This is a genomic window from Rhizobium ecuadorense, assembly GCF_001187535.1.
Taxonomy (GTDB): Bacteria; Pseudomonadota; Alphaproteobacteria; order Rhizobiales; family Rhizobiaceae; genus Rhizobium; species Rhizobium ecuadorense.
The window spans coordinates 1-237 of the sequence record NZ_LFIO01001711.1 but is presented as its reverse complement, the minus strand read 5'-3'; the positions used below and the strand labels follow the sequence as shown (position 1 = coordinate 237).

The window sequence follows — 237 nt, the reverse complement described above, 5'->3', positions numbered from 1 at the left end:
CCGAGGCGGCCGGTTATCGCGGCAAGATGCACGACGGCATTGGTCGAGCCGCCCATCGCCTGCAGTGCGACGAGGCCATTGCGTATCGCCTGCGGCGTCAGGATATCGCGCACCGTCGGTGCAGCCTCATCCATGGCGAGACGCGCGGCGACACGGCCGGTCTCCTCGGCAAGGCGGACTCGTTCAGATTCGACGGCGGGTGCCGAACCGGCGCGGGGAAGGCAGAGACCCATGACT

Annotated in this window: 1 protein-coding gene; it reads right to left on the bottom strand. The window is 68.4% G+C overall.

Annotated features, from left to right (window positions below; genetic code table 11):
• Window positions 1-237 (bottom strand): dihydroxy-acid dehydratase domain-containing protein (locus AF337_RS33130; protein WP_193393690.1); only part of this gene is annotated, 237 nt, incomplete at both ends.